The 17,782-nt window shown below is 58.0% G+C and carries 20 protein-coding genes; 13 read left to right on the top strand and 7 right to left on the bottom strand.

The genetic code is table 11. The features are described from left to right. The first annotated feature begins 289 nt into the window (after nucleotides 1-289). The 3 genes from PSH69_RS23055 to PSH69_RS23065 all read left to right on the top strand — a co-directional run bounded on the left by PSH69_RS23055 (nucleotide 290) and on the right by PSH69_RS23065 (nucleotide 2,959). Nucleotides 290-823, top strand: a complete 534-nt coding sequence (locus PSH69_RS23055) for a Bro-N domain-containing protein (RefSeq protein ID WP_305409926.1) — start codon at nucleotides 290-292, stop codon at nucleotides 821-823. A gap of 119 nt (nucleotides 824-942) precedes the next feature. After that, nucleotides 943-1,656: an HNH endonuclease signature motif containing protein gene (locus PSH69_RS23060; protein ID WP_305409927.1), complete on the top strand. Its 714-nt coding sequence runs from the start codon at nucleotides 943-945 to the stop codon at nucleotides 1,654-1,656. Nucleotides 1,657-1,969: 313 nt separating this feature from the next. Continuing rightward, nucleotides 1,970-2,959, top strand: coding sequence for a hypothetical protein (locus tag PSH69_RS23065; protein WP_305409928.1), 990 nt, complete (start codon nucleotides 1,970-1,972; stop codon nucleotides 2,957-2,959). 3 nt (nucleotides 2,960-2,962) lie between these two features. Here the strand turns inward: PSH69_RS23065 and PSH69_RS23070 are convergent, their stop codons facing one another. Next, on the bottom strand, nucleotides 2,963-4,153 hold the full coding sequence (locus PSH69_RS23070) for a hypothetical protein (protein WP_305409929.1): 1,191 nt from the start codon (nucleotides 4,151-4,153) through the stop codon (nucleotides 2,963-2,965). A gap of 102 nt (nucleotides 4,154-4,255) precedes the next feature. Continuing rightward, on the bottom strand, nucleotides 4,256-5,083 hold the full coding sequence (locus PSH69_RS23075) for a sulfite exporter TauE/SafE family protein (RefSeq protein ID WP_305409930.1): 828 nt from the start codon (nucleotides 5,081-5,083) through the stop codon (nucleotides 4,256-4,258). A 112-nt stretch (nucleotides 5,084-5,195) separates the two neighbouring features. On the opposite strand from PSH69_RS23075, the gene PSH69_RS23080 reads away from it, so the two are divergent. Next, complete coding sequence (locus PSH69_RS23080; protein ID WP_305409931.1) at nucleotides 5,196-5,963, top strand: helix-turn-helix domain-containing protein; 768 nt, start codon at nucleotides 5,196-5,198, stop codon at nucleotides 5,961-5,963. A gap of 89 nt (nucleotides 5,964-6,052) precedes the next feature. Here PSH69_RS23080 and bglX read toward each other — a convergent pair whose 3' ends face one another. Then, complete coding sequence (bglX, locus tag PSH69_RS23085; RefSeq protein WP_305409932.1) at nucleotides 6,053-8,401, bottom strand: beta-glucosidase BglX; 2,349 nt, start codon at nucleotides 8,399-8,401, stop codon at nucleotides 6,053-6,055. Between the two features lie 254 nt (nucleotides 8,402-8,655). Here bglX and PSH69_RS23090 point away from each other — a divergent pair, with 254 nt between their 5' ends. Continuing rightward, the gene (locus PSH69_RS23090; RefSeq protein ID WP_018926408.1) at nucleotides 8,656-8,973 is read left to right on the top strand and encodes a helix-turn-helix domain-containing protein; all 318 of its coding nucleotides are present in this window, start codon (nucleotides 8,656-8,658) and stop codon (nucleotides 8,971-8,973) included. Between the two features lie 11 nt (nucleotides 8,974-8,984). After that, complete coding sequence (locus tag PSH69_RS23095; RefSeq protein WP_138866939.1) at nucleotides 8,985-9,179, top strand: XRE family transcriptional regulator; 195 nt, start codon at nucleotides 8,985-8,987, stop codon at nucleotides 9,177-9,179. A 44-nt stretch (nucleotides 9,180-9,223) separates the two neighbouring features. Here the strand turns inward: PSH69_RS23095 and PSH69_RS23100 are convergent, their stop codons facing one another. Continuing rightward, nucleotides 9,224-10,282: an MBL fold metallo-hydrolase gene (locus PSH69_RS23100; protein ID WP_305409933.1), complete on the bottom strand. Its 1,059-nt coding sequence runs from the start codon at nucleotides 10,280-10,282 to the stop codon at nucleotides 9,224-9,226. A 215-nt stretch (nucleotides 10,283-10,497) separates the two neighbouring features. On the opposite strand from PSH69_RS23100, the gene PSH69_RS23105 reads away from it, so the two are divergent. Next, the gene (locus PSH69_RS23105; protein ID WP_305409934.1) at nucleotides 10,498-11,106 is read left to right on the top strand and encodes a TetR/AcrR family transcriptional regulator; all 609 of its coding nucleotides are present in this window, start codon (nucleotides 10,498-10,500) and stop codon (nucleotides 11,104-11,106) included. A 140-nt stretch (nucleotides 11,107-11,246) separates the two neighbouring features. After that, nucleotides 11,247-11,792: a DUF1003 domain-containing protein gene (locus tag PSH69_RS23110; RefSeq protein ID WP_019581427.1), complete on the top strand. Its 546-nt coding sequence runs from the start codon at nucleotides 11,247-11,249 to the stop codon at nucleotides 11,790-11,792. On the opposite strand, the gene PSH69_RS23115 is transcribed toward PSH69_RS23110, so the two are convergent. After that, entirely contained in the window at nucleotides 11,764-12,726 is a 963-nt protein-coding gene (locus PSH69_RS23115) for a LysR family transcriptional regulator (RefSeq protein ID WP_305409935.1), read from the bottom strand. The two genes, PSH69_RS23110 and PSH69_RS23115, sit on opposite strands and share 29 nt — an antisense overlap. 15 nt (nucleotides 12,727-12,741) lie before the next feature. On the opposite strand from PSH69_RS23115, the gene PSH69_RS23120 reads away from it, so the two are divergent. Beyond that, nucleotides 12,742-13,449 (top strand): CTP synthase, encoded by a 708-nt coding sequence (locus PSH69_RS23120; protein WP_305409936.1) that lies wholly within the window; start codon nucleotides 12,742-12,744, stop codon nucleotides 13,447-13,449. Continuing rightward, nucleotides 13,446-13,769, top strand: a complete 324-nt coding sequence (locus tag PSH69_RS23125; protein WP_305409937.1) for an antibiotic biosynthesis monooxygenase — start codon at nucleotides 13,446-13,448, stop codon at nucleotides 13,767-13,769. Before PSH69_RS23120 ends, PSH69_RS23125 begins: the two co-directional genes overlap by 4 nt. A 73-nt stretch (nucleotides 13,770-13,842) precedes the next feature. Here PSH69_RS23125 and PSH69_RS23130 read toward each other — a convergent pair whose 3' ends face one another. After that, on the bottom strand, nucleotides 13,843-14,169 hold the full coding sequence (locus PSH69_RS23130; protein WP_064616425.1) for a DUF2025 family protein: 327 nt from the start codon (nucleotides 14,167-14,169) through the stop codon (nucleotides 13,843-13,845). 236 nt (nucleotides 14,170-14,405) lie between these two features. Here PSH69_RS23130 and PSH69_RS23135 point away from each other — a divergent pair, with 236 nt between their 5' ends. The 3 genes from PSH69_RS23135 to PSH69_RS23145 all read left to right on the top strand — a co-directional run bounded on the left by PSH69_RS23135 (nucleotide 14,406) and on the right by PSH69_RS23145 (nucleotide 17,333). Then, nucleotides 14,406-15,533 (top strand): glycerophosphodiester phosphodiesterase, encoded by a 1,128-nt coding sequence (locus PSH69_RS23135; protein WP_305409938.1) that lies wholly within the window; start codon nucleotides 14,406-14,408, stop codon nucleotides 15,531-15,533. A gap of 172 nt (nucleotides 15,534-15,705) precedes the next feature. Further along, a complete protein-coding gene (locus tag PSH69_RS23140) occupies nucleotides 15,706-16,011 on the top strand; it encodes a PepSY domain-containing protein (RefSeq protein WP_007934833.1) in 306 nt (101 codons plus the stop codon). Between the two features lie 161 nt (nucleotides 16,012-16,172). After that, nucleotides 16,173-17,333: a GAF domain-containing sensor histidine kinase gene (locus PSH69_RS23145; protein ID WP_305409939.1), complete on the top strand. Its 1,161-nt coding sequence runs from the start codon at nucleotides 16,173-16,175 to the stop codon at nucleotides 17,331-17,333. Here PSH69_RS23145 and PSH69_RS23150 read toward each other — a convergent pair. Continuing rightward, a complete protein-coding gene (locus PSH69_RS23150; RefSeq protein WP_305409940.1) occupies nucleotides 17,330-17,764 on the bottom strand; it encodes a hypothetical protein in 435 nt (144 codons plus the stop codon). The genes PSH69_RS23145 and PSH69_RS23150 overlap by 4 nt on opposite strands. Nucleotides 17,765-17,782: the final 18 nt, after the last annotated feature.

Here is a 17,782-nt window from a genome sequence, read left to right on the forward strand (position 1 = left end):
AATTTCGACCTTCGCTACTAAAACTCCTACAACAATTCCAGCACCGTCCGCATTGATGTCGTTTCAGAGCATCTCTAAGCTCTATAGCAGGTGCCTAAGAAACGCCCAACGTAGAAGCTAACTTCCTTTCCTCAGTACGCGCGCTGACATCAGCGATATACGCGTAATCCTGTGAGTGGGAGAAACAGCCTGTTGGGATTTCTTAGATCCTCTACGTCGGGTTCCGGCCCTCTTCCACTCATACGTAGAGGTAATGGATATGCCTGCAGAAGCTACAAACCGATCGGTCATGCGTGATCCCTTCAGACCGACGATCTTCACCCGCCACAACCTTCACCTCCATGCCCTCCTTCTTGAAAATCAACCATGGTTCTGCGCACGCGATATCGGTCGCCTGATGGGTGTCCATCTGAGTGATCGTATGGTCAGCAAGCTGGATAAAGATCAGCGTCGCATTTTGTGGATTGAGTATTTCCGACAACCAGAAAAACAGCTAATGCTCAGCGAGTCTGGCGTGTATGCGCTGTTGGTGTATCACTACGTTCCAGGGAATCGGTTGCTGCGAGAATGGTTGACCCATCAGGTGGTGCCAGCCTTACGCGATGTAAACCCCTCGGAAAATTCGGATCGTCCGATGTTGAGTGTCTTGGATTGGCCGGAGATATCGTTGAGTTTGCTTCATTGGCAGAATGAAAGTTGGATTCGGCTTCGGGACATGCCGTACCTGTTGAGCGATCAATCGCAGCGGCGCGTTACAGTGGTTAGGCCTTGGTGGCGGAAGGTTGCGGAGGTGTTTCAGTCTTCGAAGCATTCGGTGGGTTAGAGCGACGTGTATTTGTAGGATCGCTTGAGCGATGCGTCGGTCTTTTCTGTAGGAATTTTCGTAGACAGGTGTAATGGCCACTCAGTATCGTCCGAGGGTTTTCAACCCTCGGCGATTGTATGGACACACCAAAAGAAAAAACTGGCTGGAGCGATCAGGAGCTTGAGGCTTCGGTTGATGCCTATTTAAAGATGTTGAGTCTCGAGCAGAGCAATCAAACGTTCAAGAAGGCTGACGAGAATCGTCTTTTACGCGAAGGACCGTTGAGCAAGCGTAGCGCCTCATCGGTTGAGTACCGCATGCAGAACATCTCCGCCGTGATGGAACAAATGGGTCTGAACCACATTGTTGGCTATGTATCTGCAAAAAACGTCGGCACCGGGATTGGTAACCGAATTCGAAAGATCCTTGCCGAAAAAGATATCGAAGCATTTCGCAAAGAAACAACGCGAACCAGCCAGCACTTTACGTATCGGCTGTTAGAGGCTCAGACACCTCAATTTGATGATGCACCTGAAGGCATTCTGAATCCCAACCAGACCAGCTCCGCAACCATTAGGTATTCGCGAGCACGAAGGATCACTGATTGGGTACTGAAGCAGTCTCAAGGCTTCTGCGAGGGATGTAATCAAGCAGCTCCTTTTCTGTGTGCTGATGGATTGCCATACCTTGAAATCCATCATGTTAAGCATTTGGCGCAGAAAGGTTCAGATCGTCCGAGCAACGCTGTAGCGCTTTGTCCAAACTGCCATCGCCGCTGTCACCATTCAACTGATAAGGATCAGTTCACTTTGTCGCTTTATGGAAAAGTGACACGGTTAATACCTGAATAACCGGATCGAACTCTATCTGTGGCGAGGGAGCTTGCTCCCGTTCGGCTGCGGAGCAGTCGCCAGGCGAACAACTTGATCTGTCAGACATCGCGCTTGCCGGTTTTTGGGCTGCTGCGCAGCCCAGCGGGAGCAAGCTCCCTCGCCACAGGGTGGTTGACTTGATCGCTGTGGTGATTTTGAGAATCGCGAGCAGGCTCGCTCCCACAGGATTGCTGTGTTACCGCAGATTTTGCGGTGAGTTGAAAACAGTCAGTGCAACCCGCCCCGCCTCCCGCTATTAATACCCTTCCCCACTCAAGGACCCGAGCCCGCCATGAAATTCGACCTCGCCTACTGCCTCAGCCTCGACGACAAGCTGTCGATCTATGACGTGCGCGATTTGAATTTCGACGAAACCATGGAATTCGATTCCGCCAAGGAGCATTTCCAGTGCCCCAACGATGCCTGCCGTTTGGCGTTCGATGCGGCCAACGTGTTGGGGACGTTCAACGCCAAGAATGTGAATTACGTGCGCACGCCGCACTTCAAGAACATGCCCAGCACGCGGCATGTGGCGGATTGTCCTTATGTCAGTCTGAAGACGCCGGCGTCGGGCCTGGAGGCGGACGGGGCGGAATCGGATGACGGTCGGGAGGAGCATTTCCCGTCAGAGTTGTTGCTGACTCGGCGTGAGTATGTGCGTAAGCCGTCGAACCCGGCGGTGGCGGCGGATGTTTTGCGCGATGCCCCGACACTCACTTCAGCGAGCAGTAACGTCGAGCAGCCGAGCCGGGAGTCGGCGCCGGACAAGACCAGTGTCTTCGCCCACCCGGTAGAGTGTTTTGTGTCGAACTTCGCGGACAAGGAGCTGCTCAAGCGCATGCCGCTGAAGATTGGTGAGCACACGGCGCCCTATGGATCGTTCTTCAAGAAGATCGAGTACCTGCAGGACAACAAGGGGCTGATTTACTGGGGCAAGATCAAGGAGATCAAGGATTACACCCAGAGCTTTCGCATCGATTTCGAACAGAAGGTCTGGTTCAAGCAACCGGACGAGGCGAAGAAGAAGCCTTATTCGGTCAACGTTTACCTGAGCAAGAAGCTGATCGACAACTACCGCAAGCGCAAAGCGTTTCTGGAGGAGATCAAGCACGCCGTCGACAGTGATGCCGAGTTGTATTGCTTCTTTTATGGCGTGACGCCGGAGTTGAAGCAGGTGCCGAGCAAGAAAAACCCCGAACAGACGTTCGGGGTGTTCAGTGCCAACATCGAGAACCTGGATCACTTCATTATTCGTGAAGCGCCGGGGTTGGCAGCAGGCTAAGGATCAGTTGTGAGGCAGCTCGAGTTTGACCGCGCCGGGATGTTGCTTGACCACGGCGTATGGCAGCACTGACCAGCCCGGGTCATCGCAATTGTGTTGTACGCGGGCGAAGTACGGTCCCAGGTACAGGCCTTTTGCGGTGAAGTGCCAGTTGGAATAACCCCAAACGCTTTCGTCGGTGTAGTCGCAGCTGTCCTCGTCCGCCGGCTTCTGCATTTCGTCGGGGTACAGCGCGGCGAATTGCTTGATCAGCCATGGTACGAACACTTCGCGCTGATAGGTGAATCGTGCCTTGCTCTCTTCCTCGGTCAAGGATCTATCGCTCGTGCCGTCGCGGTCGGCGTGCAACAGTGGCTTGCCGTTGCCCACCCACAGAACGTCTTCCTGCGACAGGTTATGGCCGGTGTGAACGTCGAGGTTGATCGGCGAATTGCCAAAATCCGGGTGAGCGCCGCCGCAGCTGTAGCCGGTGGAGATGTTCAGGCTGACCACATCGGGCGATAGGAATTGGGGGGCGACGCCTTGGTCGAACTCGGCAAATTCCCCACCTCCCAGCAAGCAGCCGTGGTAGTTGATGACTTCGCTCCAGAGCCGCTCCAACAATTGCTGATTGATCCGCTGCTGGTCAGCTTTCGGGTAGCCGGACTCGATGCTGAACATGGAGAGACCGGACGCGGACTCCGTCCACCATTGCAGGTCGTAGCCCATGAAGGACTCTTTCTTGCCCGGTTTGAGTTTCAAGCCTTGCAGGCGCAGATATTCGTAAGGATCGCTTTTCGGCAGCGCGGCAATGAAGGGCAAGGCGTCTGCTGCCGGTGCCGGGAGCTTGGCCTCGGTCAATTGCATTTGCAGGATTTTGCCCTTGGGGCCTTTCCATTCGCCTTGCCAGCCGTTGGCCGTTTCTTGCAACTTCAGGGTTGGCTGGGGTTTGTCTTCACCGTAGCGGTTGTTGCCTTCGGTTAGCGTCAGGGTCTCTTCTTGCAGCGAGCCGCTCAGCTCCAGGTCGCGATGGTATTTCTCATAGAAGTAGCGGCCGGTGACTTCGTCCGGCTGGTTGGTGTTGAGTTCCAGCACAATCGGCATCTTGCCCAGGGTACCGGTGAACACTCGTCTCCCGTCCTCGGCATGAGCAGTGGAACACAGCATGAGTAACAGCGTGGCGACTGGCGCCAGGCGTAACAATCCTTTGAACATTGATCGATCCCTGAATGAGTCAGAAGCCGCGCCGGGCAGGTTGCATGGGCGCAGGTTGAACGGGGGACGGATTATGGCGAGGTTGCAGGGGAGAATCGAGCCTCACACGCCCCACTTCGTCGCCATGCTGAGCATCACCACTACCAGCAAACCAATATAAACCCGCGCATGCACCCGATCCGGTATCCGCCCGATCCACGGCGTGGCCAGCCGAATCCCCACCAGCGACCCAACCGTCAGCAGCGTAAACGCCAGCGCATCCACATAACCGATAAACCACGGCCCCAGATCAAACTCGGTAAACCCGGCCATCGCCATATAGGTCAGCGTTCCGGCCACCGCAACGGGCAGGCTCAACGGATTAGCCATGGACGTCGCCTGAGACATACTCAGCCCACAACGGCGTAATAACGGCACGGTCATGACGCTGCCACCCACCCCAAGAAACGTGGCGATAGCGCCAATTCCCACACCGCCGCCAGACACTTCTGCCCTGTCCAATCGCTGCGGGGTTACAGCCTCAGACTGTGTAAGAAAACCGCGTCTGAACAAACAGTCCAGAATGGTCACGCCCAGGTAAACGATGAAGGCAAAACGGATCAGCTCACCACTCGCCCACATCGCAGCAATAGCTCCGACAATCGCGCCCAAGCCGATGAACCCGCCCAACGGCCACAGATAATGGCGAATGAGATTGCCCGCGTGGTGATGTTTTCTGGTGGCGATTAGCGCATTGACGATCATCACGCAGGTCGAAGTCGCCACGGCAATGTGCATCGCCGATTGGCTGATGGGGTCGTCGATGCCGTGGCTGGCCGTGAGCATGCGGTACAGCAAGGGCACGACGACGAAGCCGCCGCCGAAGCCGAATAGCACGGCGGTGACGCCGGTCATGCAGCCGAAGAGTGCCAGCAAGAGGTAGAAGAACATCGCGCATCGTCCGTGGGTTGAGAGTGACCGACGATAGAGCGACGGGGCTTGGCCTGCTTCAGCAAGTCAGCCAATAATGTTTGCGTTTACGCCAACCGCTGGGTGCCGCTCGATGCGCAATGTTTCAATTGATCTGCTGGACGACACGCCACGGCCGGTGGTGGCCATCGGCACGGATTACCCCGACGGTCATCGGTTGCCGCGCCATACCCATCGGCGGGCGCAGTTGTTGTATGGCGCCACGGGGGTGATGCAGGTGAGCACGCTCGACGGCAATTGGGTGGTGCCGCCGCAGCGGGCGGTGTGGATTCCGCCGGGGGTGGCGCATGAGGTGTTGATGCTGGGGGTGAGCACTCGCAGTGTGTACATCGAACCGGGGGCGGTGGATCTGGGTAACCGCTGCCAGGTGATCAGTGTTTCGCCGTTACTGCGGCATTTACTGATGGAGGCGGTGGAGGTTGCGCTGGAGTACGACGAGGCCGGGCGCGACGGGGTGTTGATCGACTTGTTGCTGCATGAACTGGCGCGCAGTGTTCCTCTGCCGTTGCACATTCCACTGCCTGTGGATTCGCGGTTGCTGGGGTTGTGTCAGGTGTTTCTTCGGCAACCGAACGCTCACCAATCGCCGCAGCAATGGGCCGATCGGTTGCATATCAGCCTGCGTACGTTCAATCGTCTGTTCCGCCAACAAACCGGGCTGAGTTTCAGCCAATGGCGGCAGCGAGCTTGTGTGGTGCAGGCCTTGGCGCGGCTGGCGGTGGACACGCCGGTGACGCGTATTGCCCTGGATTTTGGCTATGAAAGCCCGGCGGCGTTTTCGACCATGTTTCGTCGCGTGTTGGGGCAGGCGCCGTCCGTTTGGTTGGAGGGGGTGAAATGACCACTAAAGCCAATCACGCGCCAAGCGCAAAACCTGTGGGAGCGGGCTTGCCCGCGAAGAATGCACCGCGGTTTCTCAGGGATTGCGCATCATCGTTCATCGCGGGCAAGCCTCGCGTCTACAGGTTCTTCACTGGGCGGATGATTGTCTTGACTGCCCTGTTCTGACAGCAACTCAAAGCTCTGCTCCTTCACATCCTGGGAATCCAGGCCGATTTGCACCCGGAACTCACCCGGCTCGGCGACGTATTCCAGCTGGGCGTTGAAGAATTTCAAGTCGTTTTCATCAATGCTGAAGTGGACGGCTTTCTCCTCTCCGGCCTTGAGCATGATTTTTTGAAAGTTCTTCAGTTCCTTGACCGGACGGGCGACGGAGGCAACGACATCGCGGATATACAGCTGAACCACCGTTTCGCCGTCACGCTGGCCGGTATTTTTCACCATGATGCTGGCGACGAGGTTCTCGTTCTTGTTCAGTGTGGTCGAAGACAGGGCCATGTCGGTCAGACTGAAATCGGTATAGCTCAACCCATAGCCGAAGGGGTAAAGCGGCCCATAGGATTGATCGAAATATTGCGACGTGTAGTTGCGAAGCGCACCCGGCAGGTACGGACGGCCGGTGTTCAGGTGGCTGTAGTAATTGGGGATCTGCCCCACGGAACGTGGAAAGGTGATGGGTAATTTACCGGACGGGTTGTAGTCACCGAACAATACATCCGCAACGGCGTTGCCTCCCTCGGTGCCGCTGTACCAGGTTTCCAGAATCGCATCGGCCTGTTTCTGCTCCTTGCCGATCGACAACGGCCGACCGTTCATCAATACCAGTACCAGCGGCTTGCCGGTGGCTTTCAGGGCGGTGATCAATTCACTCTGGCGCCCCGGCAGATCGAGGCTGGTTCGACTGGCCGCTTCATGGGACATGCTGCGGGGCTCGCCCACCACGGCGATGACAACATCGGCTTGCTGTGCAACCTTGACTGCTTCGTCAATCATTTCTTCTGCCGGGCGAGGGTCGTTGGCGATTTCAGACACGCCCTGGTATTCCAGGTATTTAACAACCTCCTGATCCTCCTCGAGATTGGCGCCTCGGGCATAGATCAGCGAACCCTGGTTCATCGCGCTTTTCAGCCCGTCGTAGATCGTCACCGATTGCGCGGGCACCCCGCTTGCAGACCAGCTGCCCATGATGTCGACGGTACTTTTTGCCAACGGGCCGATGAGCGCGATCGTGCCCTCTTTTTTCAGCGGCAAGAGCCCGTTTTCATTCTTCAACAGCACCAGTGTCTTGCGTGCCACTTCACGGGCCTGCGCTCTGTGCAGATGGTTTTCGGCGTTGTTATCAGCAGCGCTTTCACTGGCAGCGCCGAGGCGCCGGTAAGGGTCTTCGAATAGCCCCATGTCGTACTTGGCACCCAGTACTTCCCGCACCGCGTTATCAATATCGCTCTGGGAAATGGCGCCAGACTCAAGCAGCCCTGGCAACTCCGGCCCATAGGAGGAGTCGTTCATGCTCATATCAATACCGGCCCTGATGGCGAGCCTGGCCGCGTCGCGAGGATTCCTCGCAACACCGTGCTGAACCAGATCGGTGACCCCGTTATGGTCGCTGATGATCAGTCCCTTGAAGCCCCACGCTTTGCGGAGCAGATCCTGCATCAACCATTTATTGGCCGCCGCCGGCACACCATTTATCGAGTTAAGCGCCGCCATGACGGCTCCCGCGCCACCCTCGATCGCCGAACGATAAGGTGGCAGGTAGTCCTGGTACATTCGGGTCAGGCCCATGTCGACGCTGTTGTAGTCGCGCCCTCCTTCGACAGCCCCATACAACGCAAAGTGCTTGGCGCTGGACATGATGCTGTCGGGCGCGTTCAAGCTCTGGCCCTGGTAGGCCTGGACCATCACTCTGGCAATGCGTGAAACCAGATAGGTGTCTTCACCGAAGCCTTCGGATGTGCGCCCCCAGCGAGGATCACGGGCGACATCGATCATCGGGGCGAAGGTCATATCGATACCGTCCTCACTGGCTTCTTTCGCCGCCGTTCGACCGCTCAACTCGATGGCGTCCATATCCCAACTGGAGGCCAAGGCCAGGCCGATGGGGAAAATGGTTCGATGACCGTGTATCACGTCCCAACCGAAAAACATCGGTATCTTCAGGCGGCTTTGTTGAGCCGCGTCCTGCATGGGGCGGTTTACATAACGGCTCACAGAGCCATACGTCCCCCCGATTCGCCCGGCAGTGATCTCCTGGCAGATTTTTTCGGGCGTCATCTTGTCATCGATAGCGATCAGCCGCAGTTGGCCGACTTTTTCGTCGAGGGTCATCTGATTGATGAGGTTGGTGACAAAGGCATCTTTGTTTGGCGATACCGTATCGGCCAGGACCGGCAGAGTTGTAAAGCTGATCAGGGCACATAGCAGACGTAGTCTTTTCATGATTCCCTTCCCCGCGTAACGCTGTGGCGCACTGCCTTTGAAACGCCACCTTTCCGGCATTGAAGATCAGAAGGCTGACGTTCAATCATTTGGAGCTTTCAGCAAACCGCCTAGAGACAGCGTAGTCGGTCCAACGCCCCTGCCTGAGCGAAAAAAGAGAACCGATCAAAAAATGAGTTTGATCCGGGCGCAAAACAACTGTACAAAAACACAGTACATTTTCGAATCGCCACGCTCGATCCCCGGAGAAAACCATGGCCTCTCTTGCAATGAAAATCACCCTGGAACGTATCGCCCTCTTCCAGTTCACCCCCGCCCACTGCGCCCAGGCCCGAGCGATGCTGGGTTGGAGTGTGGAGGAGTTGTCCGAGGAATCCGGGGTTTCCGTTGATGCCATCCAGCGATTCGAAGCGCAGCGTAATGTGCTGGATGTCACGCGGCTGGCGTTGGCGTATCGATTTGAATCGCAAGGCCTGGTGTTCTTCCCGGGGTTTGCACCGGGCCGAGGGATGAATGTGAAAGGGTCCACACCGAATCCGGTGGGGCGGGCGGATTATGCGATGGTTGAGTGAGGTTGCAGCAGATGCGGGCCAAAGCCGAACACGTTATGAAAATAGGCATGCTCCTCGAAACCGGTCGGCTGAGTCAGGCTGAGGCGGCCCATAGGCTTGGATTGTCTGAGGAGGAACTGAACGAAATACTCCGTGGAGAATTTTGCGATCTGACCGTGGCAAAAATCTCGGAATATACAAAGCCGTTACTGGACGAACGCAGCTGAAAAGCCCGGGGCGCTTGCACCGCCAGCGCCCAGGCAGCACAACATCAAGCGTTCTGCACTGTCGCCTGATCGCTTACATCTTCCACACCCAACCACCACGCGCCACCACTCTGCGGATACATCACGTTGAACGCCTCGCCCATTTGCGGCGTGGTGATCGATACGTTCCGTTCCCAGGCCAGCGCCAGAATACGGTCGAAAGGTTCGTACCAGGCGTGCATCGACAGGTCGAAGGTGCCGTTGTGGATCGGCAGCAACCAGCGCCCTTTAAGGTCGATGTGCGCTTGCAGGGTTTGCTCGGGCTGCATGTGCACGTGAGGCCACTCGACGTTGTAGGCGCCGGTTTCCATAAGGGTCAGGTCGAATGGGCCGTACTGCTCGCCGATGCGTTTGAAGCCGTCGAAGTAGCCGCTGTCGCCACTGAAGAAAATCCGCGTATCGCCGTCGATCATCACCCACGATGCCCAAAGGGTGCTGTTACCGTCGAACAGCCCGCGACCGGAAAAGTGCTGCGAAGGTGTGGCTACGAATTGAAGGCCATCGACCTCGGTGCCCTGCCACCAATCCAGTTGGCGCACTTTGCTGGCGTCGATGCCCCACTTGATCAAGGTGTCACCCACGCCCAGAGGCGTGAGGAAGTAGCGGGTCTTGTCCGCCAGTTTGAGCACGGCCTGATAATCGAGGTGGTCGTAGTGATCGTGGGACAGGATCACCGCTTCAATCGGCGGCAGGTCTTCGAGGCTGATCGGCGGCTGATGGAAACGCTTGGGGCCGGCCCATTGCACGGGCGAGGCGCGTTCGGCGAAGACCGGGTCGGTGATCCAGAACTTGTCCTGCAGCTTGAGCAGAAGCGTGGAATGGCCCAGGCGATAGACGCTGTGGTTAGGCGCGGCAATCAACGCCGCCTGGGTCAGGGTTTGCACCGGAACGGGGGCTGACGGCCGGGTGTCGTGCGGTTTGTTGAAGATGAAGTTCCACAGGATGCGCAAGGTTTTGCGAAAGCCTTCGCGCTGCACCGGCACATGGTTTCGGTACTGCCCTTGAGCCTGTCGGGACGCTTCAGGCGTTGAAGCGTTGTTCGCTGAGGAAGTTGAAGTGTCCATGACTGAATGACTCCAGAAAAACCGCACAATCGACGATTTTCCGCTTGGGACGATAAATGGCCAAGGCACGCACGCATCAGCCGAGGATTCTATTTCTCACAGTGCAGGATTAACACAACATTACACTGCACAGTGTAGTTTCTAGGTTGCATCAAAGCCGATCACAAGTAAACTACTAAGTGTAGTTCTCCACTTCTCCCTGCCGAAGCGTACTTATGACAGCTCCACAGCGCCTCACCGACCGAAAACGCGAAGCCATCATTCAGGCGGCGATTGCCGAATTCCGTGCCAACGGTTTCGACATCACCAGCATGGACAAGATTGCCGCCACCGCCGGTGTGTCGAAGCGCACGGTGTACAACCACTTCCCGAGCAAGGAAGAGTTGTTCGCCGAAATCCTCAATCAGTTATGGACCCGGGTAACGGCCGAGCAGGAAACGGCCTACCGCCATGACCTTCCCCTGCGCGATCAGTTGCGCCTGATGTTGCAGGCGAAATTGCAGATGCTGGCCGATGACAATTTTCTCGACTTGGCGCGGGTGGCGATTGCCGCCACCATCCACTCTCCTGAGCGTGCGCAGAACATGGTTGCCCGAATGGGTGAGCGCGAAGAAAGTTTGACCGTGTGGATTCGCGCCGCCCAGGCCGATGGCCGCCTGAAACAGGTCGCGCCTGAGTTCGCCGCGCAGCAGATCCATGGATTGCTCAAGTCCTTTGCGTTCTGGCCGCAGATCTCCATGGGCCAATCGGGCCTGTCGCCCGACATGCAGCACACCGTGGTGGAGTCGGCGCTGGACATGTTCCTGGCGTGTTATACGTGCTGAATCAAGCTGCAAAAAATGACAATGTCCGCCGTTTTATCGCTGATCGGTCGCTCTGAATAAGAACCCGGTGATGTGTTTCTGAATGAGACTGACGCTGGAGCTATAGTGAGCCTCAGTCCCCGCCCCCTTCAGAGAGCATCATGAGCACTCCGACCCACGAAACCGAAACCGAAATCACCGGCCCCGTCGATCACCTGCGCTTCCATCGCCCTCACGCTCACCTGGCACCTACTTTCGGTACCGACCGTTTTGCCCTGCGCGCCGAGGCTTTTGCGCGGTTCTTCGGCACGCCGACCTTCCTTGGCGCCCAGACCTTGGTGGTGGTGATCTGGATTTGCCTGAACCTGTCCGGCGTAACCCAATTCGATGTGTACCCCTTCATCCTGCTCAACCTGGCGTTCAGCCTGCAGGCAGCCTATGCCGCGCCGCTGATTCTGCTGGCCCAGACGCGTCAGGCCGCGCGGGACAAAGCCCAGTCAGACGCCGATGCGCGACATCGTGAAGCCTTGGCCATCGCCAACAGTGAACGTCAGGCCCAGGCCGCGCGGAACACTGCGCAACTGAAGGAGTTGCTGGAGCAAAATACCCGGCTCACCGAAATCACCAAGACCCTGACTGAGCGCATCGAAAGCCTGACGTCGGAAATGCATCAACACTTCATCGGCAAGGAGCCACCGAAGGTTTGATCCGGAGCGCCCGCCCCAACTCGTCGAACAACGTCACCACCGAGCGCAACGCGCGGCAGTCCGGGCGGGTCAGCAGCCACAGCGCGGTGTCGTAACCGTGCAAGGGCTCGGTCAACGGTTGCAGTCCGTCACCGATCAAAAAGTCCGGCAACGCCGCGACGCCCAGCCCAGCCCGCACCAACTCGGTCACCGACAACATGCTGTTGCAGCGATAACCGGGTGTTACGCCAGGCAACTGCTGACGCCGCCAAGCGACGGTGGGGTGATCGGGCAGGAAGTCATCGGGGGCGATCCAGGTCAATGAGGCCAGGTCGTGGGACTCGACCGATTGCAGATAGGCCTCGCTGGCACAGACCCGGTAGGAAATGTCGGCCAATTGCCGTCCAACCAGATGCTCGGGCGGGGTGCGGGTCAGCCGCAAGGCAATGTCGGCATCGCGGCGGCTGAGGTTGGCGAAGTCATTGGAGGTGCAGAGCTCGATGGTCAGCGCCGGGTAAGACGGCATGAATTGCGCCAGCGCCGGCAGCAGCAGACTTTGCAGGACCGAATCGGTGCAGGTCAGGCGCACAGTGCCGCTGATGATTTCACCGCCCTGCTCCACGCCAATGCGCGCCGCCTCCAGTGCTTGTTCGGCGCGTTCAGCCTGCTCGGCCAGGGTCTGAGCCAACGTGGTAGGCAGGTAACCAGCGCGGCTCTTTTCGAACAGTTGCTGGCCCAGCGCGGCTTCGAGTCGACGGACCGCGCGAAACACCGTCGACACGTCGACCTTCAACAACGCCGAAGCCCGGGCCAGAGAGCCGCCGCGCACCAAAGCGAGGATCAGCGAGAGGTCGGGATAGTCCAGCCGATAGTGCGTCGATGCATTGATCACTTGGGATAACGCCAATATTGATTGCGTGAACGCCAATCTATAGTCGGTGCCAGAAATCAACAAGCGTCGAGATCACTCATGGAAACCAACGCCCTTCGCATCGCCCTGATCGGTGACTACGATCCACAGGTCACCGCCCATAAAGCCATCCCCGTCGCCCTCGGCATGGCCGCCGAACACACTGGCCAGAACGTTCAGTTTCAATGGCTGGCCACCGACCACATCACCGCCGATACACCACTGGATGACTTCGACGGTTTCTGGTGTGTGCCCGCCAGCCCTTATCGCGACATGGATGGCGCGTTACGGGCGATCCGCTTTGCCCGGGAACTACAACGGCCGTTCCTCGGCACGTGCGGCGGTTTTCAGCACGCGGTGCTGGAATTCGCCCGCAACGTATTGGGCTGGGAAGATGCCGAACACGGCGAGACTTCGACCGACGCGACGCGGGCGTTACTCACGCCGCTGACCTGTGCGCTGGTGGAAGCCGTCGACAGCATTCATTTGGTTGAAGGCTCGTTGATCGCCAAGGCGTACGAAAATGCGGAGATTCGTGAAGGCTATCACTGCCGTTACGGTGTGAATCCCGAGTTTGAACGGCAGCTACTGACGCGACAGTTGCACGCGGTTGGCCACGATTCGGCGGGGGATCTGCGGGCAGTGGAGCTGAAGGATCATCCATTCTTTGTCGCAACGCTGTTCCAACCGGAACGCGCCGCACTCAAAGGCCTGCTGCCGCCGTTGGTCAAGGCATTGGTCGAGGCCTGTGTGAGGCAAAAATCATGATCGCCCCGACACCTGCAGCACCTTACTACGCAGTGATTTTCACCTCGCTGCGCACCGAAGGCGATCACGGTTACGAACAGGCCGCCGAACGCATGGTGGAACTGGCCCGTGAGCAACCCGGCTTCCTGGGCGTGGAATCGGCCCGGGGCGCGGATGGACTCGGGATTACGGTGTCCTACTGGGCCAGCGAAGCGGCGATCCTGGCCTGGAAGCATCACCCCGAGCACAGCGCGATTCGTGAACGCGGGCGATCAACCTGGTATTCGGCGTGTCATACGCGGGTGTGCAAGGTTGAGCGGGCCTATGCATTCAATCAGTGAATGACCCGGTGATTCTGGAGGCCGTCTTCGCGGGCTTGCCCGCGAAGACGCCAGAACAGCCACCGCAAAACCCTCACCCCCGCACCAAACTCCTCACCGCCGTAATCTGCGGCACGTCCTGTCGATTCATGTAAACCCGCAACGGCTCGGTGATGTTGATCCGGTCGTCGATGTTCTGGTCCAGCAGCAACTGAATCAGTTCGCGCTTGAGCGTCATGGTCTGCTCGGGGCCGGGTGCCCAGACAAATTCGCTGGCGGGGATGATGCCGTCGTCAGCCACGTCCATGCCGAAGGCGTCTTCGCTGAAGCGCACGATGTACTGGCCGGTTTTGCGATTGAGGCCGACGAAGCCTTTGAGCTGGTCGGCGGCCTGGCAAATGAGCTGGGAAGTGATGCGCATGGTAAACCTCACAAAAGATCGCTTAGGACCGGTGATCGATGGTTTACACACAGGGCAAGTGAACGGGTTTCCCTCTGCCGGGGAAACTGCCGGTGTGAAGATTACTGCAAAGAGCCGCACAAAAGCGTTGAAGAAATCATCTTTAAACACGTTTATGTCGGTCTGGCGATAGCACAAGCGCCGCTCAGTTGTTAAAAGATACGTCTTTGAAAACTCATCGCAAAAGGACTTCGACCATGCCTGCCACCTTCACCAAGAGCGCGCTGCTGCTGAGCCTGATGCTCGGCCTCGGCCAGGCACAGGCCACCAGCGAGCCAAGCCCCAGCGCACTGGCAACCCGCCTGGGCATTCCGCACCCGGCGGTGATCGCCCACCGTGGCGCCTCTTTCGATGCACCGGAATCCACCGCCGCGGCCTATAAACTGGCTCGCGACCTGGGCGCCGATTACCTGGAAATGGACCTGCAACGTAGTAAGGATGGTGTGCTGTTCGCCTTGCATGACAACAACCTGCAACGCACCACGGACGTCGCTACCAAATTCCCTGAGCGCAAGGACAGCCCGGCCAACGAATTCACCATCGCTGAACTCAAAACCCTGGATGCCGGCAGCTGGTTCAACACGGCGTACCCGGATCGCGCGCGTCCTGGCTACGTGGGTCTGAAGATCCTGACCCTGGACGAAATCATCGACATCGCCCAAGGCAATCCACTGCACAAGCCTGGCCTGTACATCGAAACCAAAGAGCCAAAGCAGTTTCCCGGCATCGAACGCGATCTCAAGGATAAATTGCAGGACCGTGGCTGGCTGAGCCCGACGGGTTCCAAACTGGCAAAAAGTAATCTGGCGGTCGGCCAGGGGAAAGGCAAAGTCGTGCTGCAAACCTTCGAGAAGAGCAGCCTCGAACTGCTCGAGAAGGAAATGCCGCAAGTGCCGAAAATCCTGCTGTTGTGGGTCGGCGAAGGCAGCATCGAGCCGAAATCCAAAGTGACGTTCGCCGAGTCCGGAGACAAGGACAAAGCGACTTACTACGCCAAACAGGAACCGAAAGACAAAGCCGAATTCCAGCAATGGGTCGAGTACGCCAAGGCCCAGGGCGCTATCGGCACCGGGCCTTCTGCCGCGCTGACCAAGGGTGGCGATCAGAGCTATTCGGACCTGGTGAAACCGTGGATGAACCAGTTCACCCACGATCAGGGCATGCTGGTGCACGTCTACACCATCGACGATGCCGTGGATTATCAGAAAGTGACGGATGCCGGTGTCGACGGCATCTTCACCAACCGCGCCAGCGAACTGCTGAAGTTCTACAAGCGCCCGGCAGCGGCGAGTGTTGCGCAGTTGTTGCAGAACAACGGGTACTGATTGGCGCCAGGCACTGCACCGCGTCGTCCCCATCGCGGGCAAGCCACGCTCCCACAAGGTCTGCGCAAAACCTGTGAGAGCGTGGTTGCCCGCGATTGTTTTTTTAAGGGTGAATTAAGTTGCGCTGTTTAACCTGATCCCACTTAAACAGCTCCTCCAAGGAAAGAACTTGATGAAAACCTTAACTGCCCTGTTCACCGCTGCCGCCCTGACCCTCACCGCTGGCCTGGCCCAAGCTGACGTTCGCGTCGACCAGATCCCCGAGTTGGTCAAAAGCGGCAAGATCAAACCCTTGGAAGAAATGAACCAGGCCGCGCTGAAGTTGCATCCGGGCGCCACGATTACCGATACCGATCTGGATAACCACTTCAACGGTTACGAATATGAAGTTGAACTGCGTCTGGCTGACAACACCGAATGGGATGTGGACTTCGATGCCGCCACTGGCAAGGTCCTGAGCAACAAACAAGACAAGTGATTCAACGTCAAAAAGCCGCACGATCTTCGGGTCGTTCGGCTTTTTTGCGTTCGGCGTAAGGCAAATCGCTGAAGTGGTGAACGAAGTCGCGCCCTTTTGCGCTAGCCCGCTAGAATCCCTCAACACCACCACTCAGCATGATGAAGCAGAGAACCACGGATATGGGGCAAACAGCGGCAGCAGACATCGCCACGATCGGCCGGATCAGCGCGGTGCCGGCGGTTCTTCAGGTGATCAGTGAGCTGACCGGGTTGCGGTTCGCCGCGGTGGCCCGCGTCATCGAAAACACCTGGATCGCCTGCGCGGTGCTCGATCGACTGGATTTCGGCGTGCAGGTGGGCGATGAACTGCAGCTGGTCTCCATGCTGAGCGACGAAGTTCGCCGGGGCCAGCACTCGGTGGTCATCGACAAGGTCAGTGAAGACCCGCTCAGCCGCGATCATCCCTTCGAAAGCTACATTGCGGTGCCGATACTTCGCACCGATGGACGCTTCTTCGGCACCCTCTGCGCCCTCGATCCTGATCCCGCGCCGCTCAGGTCCAGCACGATCCAGAGCACCATGGAATCGTTCGCCCGGATGCTCGCGCTGCAGATCGAGGCCGAAGAAAACCTGCAACGGACCGAAGAGGCGCCGATCAAGGCACGTAAAACCACCGAACTGCGCGAACAGTTCATCGCCGTGCTCGGCCATGACCTGCGCAACCCCTTGTTCGCCATCAGCGCCGGTGCCGAAATGCTCCTGCGCAAACTCAAAGACCCGCCAAATGAGCAACGGGTGCGGCATATCCTCACCAGCGCCCGGCGTGCGACCAAACTGGTCGATGATGTGCTGGACTTCGCGCGCGGGTCATTGGGTCGCGGCATCCCGATGAATATCGAACCGTGCCCTGACTTGGGGGATGTGCTGCGGCATGTGATCGCCGAGATCCAGAGCATTCACCCCAAGCGCAATATTCAGGCGTCGATTGACGACCTGAGCGACATACATTGCGATCGCGAACGGGTCGCGCAGTTGCTGTCCAACCTGCTGGCGAATGCCGTTGTCCACGGAGATCCCGACGGCCCGGTCGAGGTCAGTGCGCAGGTCAACGAAGGGCACTTCGTGTTGAGCGTGAAAAACCAGGGGCTGATTGCCGAGGATGCGCTGCCGCATCTGTTCCAGCCCTACTCGCGACCGACCGGCGGAACACCACAGGCCGGCCTCGGGTTGGGGTTGTACATTGCCAACCAGATTGCGCTGGCCCATGGCGGCAAACTGGAGGTGGAATCGACCGAGCCGCAGGGCACGACATTTACCTTCAGCTTGCCCCCCAGGACTTAAGCGGTGGTGCTGACCACCGAACCCGACGTACTGCCACCCTCATCCTGCAACGCCTGCAACAACGCCGCCGTCACCGTTTGCACGGAAGCTGACGTGGCCGCAATTTGCGACTGAGCCGCCGCGACCTCTGCCGCCTTGGCTTCGCTGCTTTCCTGCTTGGCCTGCGCCGCTTGCAACTGCTGCTGTTGTTCCTGTAACTGTTTTTGCAGTTCGGCGAGCTGCTTGCGCAGTTCTTTCACCGTATCGGACTCACTGCTGCTGGAGCTGCTTTCGCTCGACGCGGCTGCACCGCCAGCGGCAGCCTTGGTGGTGTCACTGGAGGCCTCGGTGGATGCCGCGACGGTGCTGTCTTCGGTGCTGTCGCTGATCGAAACCTGGCTTGAAGAGGTCGACAGGGTCTGGTTGATTGAAACGGAGCTGATGCTGACCATGGGCGTTATCCAGTATGC

This window comes from Pseudomonas sp. FP1740 (genome assembly GCF_030687165.1).
Lineage (GTDB): Bacteria > Pseudomonadota > Gammaproteobacteria > Pseudomonadales > Pseudomonadaceae > Aquipseudomonas.

Excerpts from the sequence above, each read along its gene's own strand:
- bglX (WP_305409932.1), bottom strand. The coding sequence starts at position 8,401 with ATGAAAAGACTACGTCTGCTATGTGCCCTGATCAGCTTTACAACTCTG.
- PSH69_RS23145 (WP_305409939.1), top strand. The coding sequence starts at position 16,173 with ATGGGGCAAACAGCGGCAGCAGACATCGCCACGATCGGCCGGATCAGC.
- PSH69_RS23130 (WP_064616425.1), bottom strand. The coding sequence starts at position 14,169 with ATGCGCATCACTTCCCAGCTCATTTGCCAGGCCGCCGACCAGCTCAAA.
- PSH69_RS23135 (WP_305409938.1), top strand. The coding sequence starts at position 14,406 with ATGCCTGCCACCTTCACCAAGAGCGCGCTGCTGCTGAGCCTGATGCTC.
- PSH69_RS23055 (WP_305409926.1), top strand. The coding sequence starts at position 290 with ATGCGTGATCCCTTCAGACCGACGATCTTCACCCGCCACAACCTTCAC.
- PSH69_RS23070 (WP_305409929.1), bottom strand. The coding sequence starts at position 4,153 with ATGTTCAAAGGATTGTTACGCCTGGCGCCAGTCGCCACGCTGTTACTC.
- PSH69_RS23060 (WP_305409927.1), top strand. The coding sequence starts at position 943 with ATGGACACACCAAAAGAAAAAACTGGCTGGAGCGATCAGGAGCTTGAG.
- PSH69_RS23125 (WP_305409937.1), top strand. The coding sequence starts at position 13,446 with ATGATCGCCCCGACACCTGCAGCACCTTACTACGCAGTGATTTTCACC.
- PSH69_RS23065 (WP_305409928.1), top strand. The coding sequence starts at position 1,970 with ATGAAATTCGACCTCGCCTACTGCCTCAGCCTCGACGACAAGCTGTCG.
- PSH69_RS23075 (WP_305409930.1), bottom strand. The coding sequence starts at position 5,083 with ATGTTCTTCTACCTCTTGCTGGCACTCTTCGGCTGCATGACCGGCGTC.
- PSH69_RS23110 (WP_019581427.1), top strand. The coding sequence starts at position 11,247 with ATGAGCACTCCGACCCACGAAACCGAAACCGAAATCACCGGCCCCGTC.
- PSH69_RS23080 (WP_305409931.1), top strand. The coding sequence starts at position 5,196 with ATGCGCAATGTTTCAATTGATCTGCTGGACGACACGCCACGGCCGGTG.
- PSH69_RS23120 (WP_305409936.1), top strand. The coding sequence starts at position 12,742 with ATGGAAACCAACGCCCTTCGCATCGCCCTGATCGGTGACTACGATCCA.
- PSH69_RS23090 (WP_018926408.1), top strand. The coding sequence starts at position 8,656 with ATGGCCTCTCTTGCAATGAAAATCACCCTGGAACGTATCGCCCTCTTC.
- PSH69_RS23100 (WP_305409933.1), bottom strand. The coding sequence starts at position 10,282 with ATGGACACTTCAACTTCCTCAGCGAACAACGCTTCAACGCCTGAAGCG.
- PSH69_RS23150 (WP_305409940.1), bottom strand. The coding sequence starts at position 17,764 with ATGGTCAGCATCAGCTCCGTTTCAATCAACCAGACCCTGTCGACCTCT.
- PSH69_RS23095 (WP_138866939.1), top strand. The coding sequence starts at position 8,985 with ATGCGGGCCAAAGCCGAACACGTTATGAAAATAGGCATGCTCCTCGAA.
- PSH69_RS23105 (WP_305409934.1), top strand. The coding sequence starts at position 10,498 with ATGACAGCTCCACAGCGCCTCACCGACCGAAAACGCGAAGCCATCATT.
- PSH69_RS23140 (WP_007934833.1), top strand. The coding sequence starts at position 15,706 with ATGAAAACCTTAACTGCCCTGTTCACCGCTGCCGCCCTGACCCTCACC.